Annotated in this window: 5 protein-coding genes and 1 riboswitch; of the genes, 4 read left to right on the forward strand and 1 reads right to left on the reverse strand. The window is 38.0% G+C overall.

The genetic code is table 11. The annotated features are described in order from the left end of the window. Nucleotides 1–304 precede the first annotated feature (304 nt). A riboswitch (SAM riboswitch) is annotated at nucleotides 305–396 on the reverse strand. Nucleotides 397–563: 167 nt separating this feature from the next. Then, entirely contained in the window at nucleotides 564–812 is a 249-nt protein-coding gene (locus tag R3333_RS12105; protein WP_318959038.1) for a hypothetical protein, read from the reverse strand. A gap of 88 nt (nucleotides 813–900) precedes the next feature. On the opposite strand from R3333_RS12105, the gene R3333_RS12110 reads away from it, so the two are divergent. The 4 genes from R3333_RS12110 (at nucleotide 901) to scpA (ending at nucleotide 5,488) form a co-directional block, all read left to right on the forward strand. After that, entirely contained in the window at nucleotides 901–1,059 is a 159-nt protein-coding gene (locus R3333_RS12110) for a hypothetical protein (protein WP_318959039.1), read from the forward strand. A 95-nt stretch (nucleotides 1,060–1,154) separates the two neighbouring features. Beyond that, on the forward strand, nucleotides 1,155–1,808 hold the full coding sequence (locus R3333_RS12115; protein WP_318959040.1) for a hypothetical protein: 654 nt from the start codon (nucleotides 1,155–1,157) through the stop codon (nucleotides 1,806–1,808). A 267-nt stretch (nucleotides 1,809–2,075) separates the two neighbouring features. Next, nucleotides 2,076–3,356, forward strand: coding sequence for a methylmalonyl-CoA mutase family protein (locus tag R3333_RS12120; RefSeq protein ID WP_318959041.1), 1,281 nt, complete (start codon nucleotides 2,076–2,078; stop codon nucleotides 3,354–3,356). After that, complete coding sequence (gene scpA, locus R3333_RS12125) at nucleotides 3,356–5,488, forward strand: methylmalonyl-CoA mutase (protein WP_318959042.1); 2,133 nt, start codon at nucleotides 3,356–3,358, stop codon at nucleotides 5,486–5,488. Before R3333_RS12120 ends, scpA begins: the two co-directional genes overlap by 1 nt. Nucleotides 5,489–5,507: the final 19 nt, after the last annotated feature.

Here is a 5,507-nt window from a genome sequence, read left to right on the forward strand (position 1 = left end):
CCACCATCGCGTTGGGTTGGTGTCTGCTGAAAGAGCATGACAAATCCAGATTACATTACTGGCCTCGTTGTTGAGTTTACCAAAACTTTGATAAGCTACAATGAGGTCTTCTAATTTCTCGCCAGATTCCAGAAAAAAATCCTCCTCTGTAATCCATTTCTCCACGTTATTTTTCATTCAAAAAAAAATTTTGGAGCGATTGCAAAAAGTAAAAATTCACAGCAAGGACAATGACTTGCGCAATTTTTATGTAAAAACAAATTTGGAAATTGCCGAAGCTAGAATTTCACCGTTTACATCACTCAATTTATCTATCAGGAATTGGCACCGTGCTCATCGTTTGAGCGGGTTGCCAGAGGGTCATAGAGCCTGTCTCTCACCTCTTCTATATAAATCGAGGAACGCGTGTTCTTCGACGCTACAAAGATAGAGTAGAATAAATTTGAATTACAAGTAAATTCTAAAAAATAATTTCTAAAATGCTTTAAAACTCAATATTTACGGGAGTTATAGACATAAAAAAAGTCCCGAAAAATTTCGAGACTTTGATGAAGTTAGAAAACTTAGCGAACTAATTTGTCCAATCTTCTAACTTTTAGGGGTAGCGATTTTGTGGCCAAATTTCTATCTACTTTTTTTACGGGATAATTTTTAATGATTGCATCGGGAGCTGGTTTTTCAATCCACAGCTCAACCGCCCTTGCACAAGTTCTGTACAACGGATTTTTTTCTTCTTCTTGGGCACTAGCTACACCCGCTAAAAAGGTAAACATAGCAGTTAACGCAATGGCTTTATACATGAATGTTTTCATTTGTTTAGTTTTAAAATCTATGTTAACGATTTCAAAAGCTATGCCATCTTTTTTATATTTAGAGAAAAGTTAATTTTGCCGAATAAAAATGCAGAGCTACATTTTGGCCTTGATTCCTGCTTTAATCGCGGGATCTGTAAATAGTTATTATTGGTACACCCGTGGTTACAGAGGTGGAAAGTTGTTTTTCATGGGAACCATTGCGTTTTACGGCATCACCTTATTGATATTAAATTTATTTAAATAATGCACCTTCTACGCAACCATCTACAAAGTTTAATCCAGAGTATAAAGCTCCTGGTAAAAGGAAAGTTCCTCGTATTCTTTATACCCGGAATTTTAGTGAGCTTTTTCTTTTTCATATTGGTCAATATCATCCATTTTATTTTTGGCCTACTGGATTATGCTGGAGAAATTCCTTGGGTGGGAAGTAGTTTACGAACTGGCTTCGCGGCGATGGACACATGGAGTGAGGTGGGGTTAATTTACATCCTACAATTTTTTATTCTAACCTTACTTTCTCCCTTTAACACAGTACTCAGTGAACGTATAGAAAATGAGGTAACAGGCTCTACTTTTAAAAGTACTTGGGAACAAATCATAAAGGATGTTATACGCATGATAGGGATTTTATTAATCGGTCTTGTGATTGATATTTTTCTCTTTATTCTTTGGGATTTAACCTTGGCAAACTTGTTCAACCTAGATGCACTCACACCAGTTTACCTGCTTATTATCAATAGTTTTTGGTTTGGATTTACGTTTTACGACTTCTCATTAGAACGTCATAAAGTTTCAAGTAAAAACAGTTATAAATTTGCCCTAAATCGTTTCGGTTACATGATTTTGACAGGAGCTTTATTTACCTTGTTGTTGCGTTTACCATTTTTTGGTGTTGCAATAGGTTCTGTTTTAATGACGGCAGTAGCTACATTAAACTTTTTGGCCATTCAGCAATATTCAAAGAGGGACAGTAGCGGTAGCTTGGAGGAGTAAAACTGTACAAAACACAGGTAAAAAGAGCGACAAAAGGAGCTCCTTTGCACCCTAGTTTTGAAGTTGTTTTAGTACTCCAACTTTAGCGGATGGCCCGGTGCTTAAAAAAGCTGATAATTTCCTTAAAATTAGAGGGCTTTTTGGAGCGACTTTGCCCCTTCTTTTAAAATTTCACAGAATTCTTTCTGATTCGCTCTCTTACAAGGGTGTTACTCCTCTTTAGTTTTTTATTTTTGTGGATAGCGCTGAGCGATTGAAACGAAAATTATGAGTGATTTTTTCAAAGATTTTACAATACCCAGTTTAAAAGACTGGCAAGCAAAGATTACCAAGGATTTAAAAGGTAAAGATTTCGAGGAATCGATGACCAACAATTACCCCTTGGAAGAAATAAGCTACAATGCAAACTACCACTACTCTACTTCGCAAGTAGAAGAGGAATACCCGGGAACCGGAGATTACAAAAGGGGTGGTAGATTTGACCAGAATTCCTGGGAAATCATGGCCGAGGTTCCTTCTGATTTAGATGCTAAAGCACAGAACACTTATGCTTTGAATGCATTGATGAAAGGAAATACTGCCTTGCGCTTAGACTTTGGAAACTTCTCTTTGGAAGAATGTAAAACTGTAGTTGAAAATATAGGCTTTGAACACATACATGCCTTTATTACAGTAAACAACGAAGAGCAATTTAGTTTTGCTCAAGAAATTGCTAACCAAACAGAAAATAAAGTTCGTATCCTTTCTAAAAATTCTGTAGCCAAAAACATATGTATAGATGCTAGAGAAGTATTGGTAAGTGGAGGGAATTCAACGCAAGAAATTGCCTATGCTTTGCACAGAGGTCATGAGGAATTACATTTATTAATTGAAAATGGTGTAAGTGTTGACAACGCTGCGGCTTGTATACACTTTAAACTTGGAATTGGTAATCTATACTTTTTAGAAATTGCCAAATTCAGAGTACTGCGCAAATTATGGAGTTTTATTGTTGAACAGTACCAACCAGAGCATGCTTGTTCTAAGGTAGCAACCATAGAAGCGCAATCTATAGATGTGAACAAATCTGTAAAAGATCCTTATACTAACTTGTTGCGTTTAACAACAGAGTGTTTAAGTGCTGCGGTTGGAGGTGCTGATTTTATAGTTGTACGTCCGTACGATCAAAGAGCAACCCAAAAACGCCCAGAATTCACACAACGTATGGCCAACAATATTTCCTTGATTTTAAAGGAAGAATCTTACATTGATAAAGTAATAGACCCTGCTGGTGGTGCTTACGCATTAGAAGCAATTACTGAAGTGTTAGAAAAGAATGTATGGAAACGTTTCCAAGCACTAGAAAATGGTGAGATGGACACTTTTGTTGCCGATGTGAACGCTATAAGAGCACAACGTATTGCAAGTGTTGAAGCAAAGAAAAACACCTTAATAGGAATCAACAAATTTCCGAACATTACAGATGAAGACAACACGTGGCAAGCTGCTGAAAAAACGGTGTTTGGAAGTGAATTAATTTTAGAAAGAGACGCTAAAGTGGAATTGTAATGGAAAAGGTAGATTTTAGAAATATAGATATTAAGTCAACGGCGTCTGCACCAAAGCAAGAAGCTAAAGAAATATTTGATACGGCTGAGAAAATTAAATTACAGAATTTTTACAGTAAAGCAGATATTAAAGACAGTAAGCACACGTCGTTTGTAAGTGGTTTACCTCCTTATTTGGGGGGACCTTACTCTACGATGTATACCGTAAGACCTTGGACGATTCGTCAGTATGCCGGATTTAGTACAGCAGAAGAGTCGAATGCCTTTTACAGACGTAATTTAGCGGCTGGACAAAAAGGTTTATCTGTTGCCTTTGACTTGGCCACACACCGAGGATACGATTCTGACCACGAGCGCGTGGTGGGTGACGTAGGTAAAGCAGGTGTTGCAATAGACAGTATTTTGGACATGAAGGTTTTGTTTGATCAAATACCTTTAGACAAGATGTCTGTTTCTATGACCATGAACGGAGCGGTGATTCCGATTATGGCTTTTTACATTGTAGCCGCTGAAGAACAAGGTGTAGATAAAAAAGACTTGGCAGGAACTATTCAGAATGACATTTTGAAGGAGTTCATGGTTAGAAATACCTACATCTATCCACCAAAGCCATCCATGAAAATTATTTCGGACATCTTTGAGTACACTTCTCAAAACATGCCGAAGTTCAACTCTATTTCTATTTCTGGTTACCACATGCAAGAAGCAGGTGCAACAGCAGGAATTGAGTTAGCTTACACGCTTGCAGATGGTTTAGAATACTTAAAAGCGGGTATTGAAGCAGGTTTAAAAGTAGATGAATTTGCACCAAGACTTAGTTTCTTCTGGGCCATAGGTATGAACCACTACATGGAGATTGCTAAAATGAGGGCAGGTCGTTTGATTTGGTCGAAATTAGTAGCGCAATTCAACCCGGAGAATCCAAAATCTTTGGCGTTAAGAACGCACTGTCAGACTTCTGGATGGAGTTTAACAGAACAAGATCCTTTTAATAATGTTGCAAGAACATGTATAGAAGCTTTGGCTGCTGCATTTGGAGGAACACAATCTTTACACACCAACGCTTTAGATGAAGCCATTGCTTTACCAACCGACTTCTCAGCTCGCATTGCGCGTAACACGCAAATATACTTGCAAGAAGAAACAGGAATTACAGATGTAATAGACCCTTGGGCGGGTAGTTACTACGTGGAGAAGTTAACCGAAGAGTTAGTAGACAAAGCGTGGGAACTAATAGAAGAAGTTCAAGAATTAGGTGGAATGGCAAAAGCCATAGAAACGGGAGTTCCGAAAATGCGTATAGAAGAAGCTGCGGCAAGAAAACAAGCGCGTTTAGATGCTGGAAAAGACATCTTGGTAGGAGTTAACCGTTATGAATTAGAAAAAGAAGATCCGATTGAAATATTAGAGGTAGACAATACTAAAGTACGTTTATCACAAATTGAACGCTTAGAAAAACTAAGAGCTGAAAGAGACGATGCGAAAGTAAAAGCTTCTTTAGCGAAATTAGAAGAAGTTGCAGCAACAGGTAATGGAAACTTATTAGCAGCAGCCGTAGATTGTGCGAGAGATAGAGCTTCTTTAGGTGAAATTTCTGCAGCTATGGAAAAAACTTTCGGAAGATACCAAGCTACAATTCGATCAATTAGTGGAGTTTATTCATCAGAAGCAATGCAAGATAAAGATTTTGAAAATGCACAGGCTTTGGCCGATAAATTTGCCGAGTTAGAAGGAAGACGTCCTAGAATTATGGTTGCAAAAATGGGACAAGATGGTCATGACAGAGGAGCCAAAGTAATTGCGACATCTTTTGCAGACATAGGATTTGACGTAGACATAGGTCCATTGTTCCAAACACCGGCAGAAGCGGCTAAGCAAGCGGTAGAAAATGACGTTCACGTATTGGGTGTTAGTTCATTGGCTGCAGGTCATAAAACATTAGTTCCGCAAGTAATTGCTGAATTAGAAAAATTAGGACGTGGAGACATTATGGTAGTTGCAGGAGGAGTAATTCCGCAGCAAGATTACGATTTCTTATACGAAGCAGGTGTGTTCGGAGTGTTCGGACCGGGAACAAAAATTTCCAAAGCTGCCCAAAACATCTTAAATTTATTAATTGAAAGTACGAAATAGTCGTTTTTATACATAAACG

Source organism: Lishizhenia sp., assembly GCF_033720595.1.
GTDB lineage: Bacteria > Bacteroidota > Bacteroidia > Flavobacteriales_D > Crocinitomicaceae > Lishizhenia.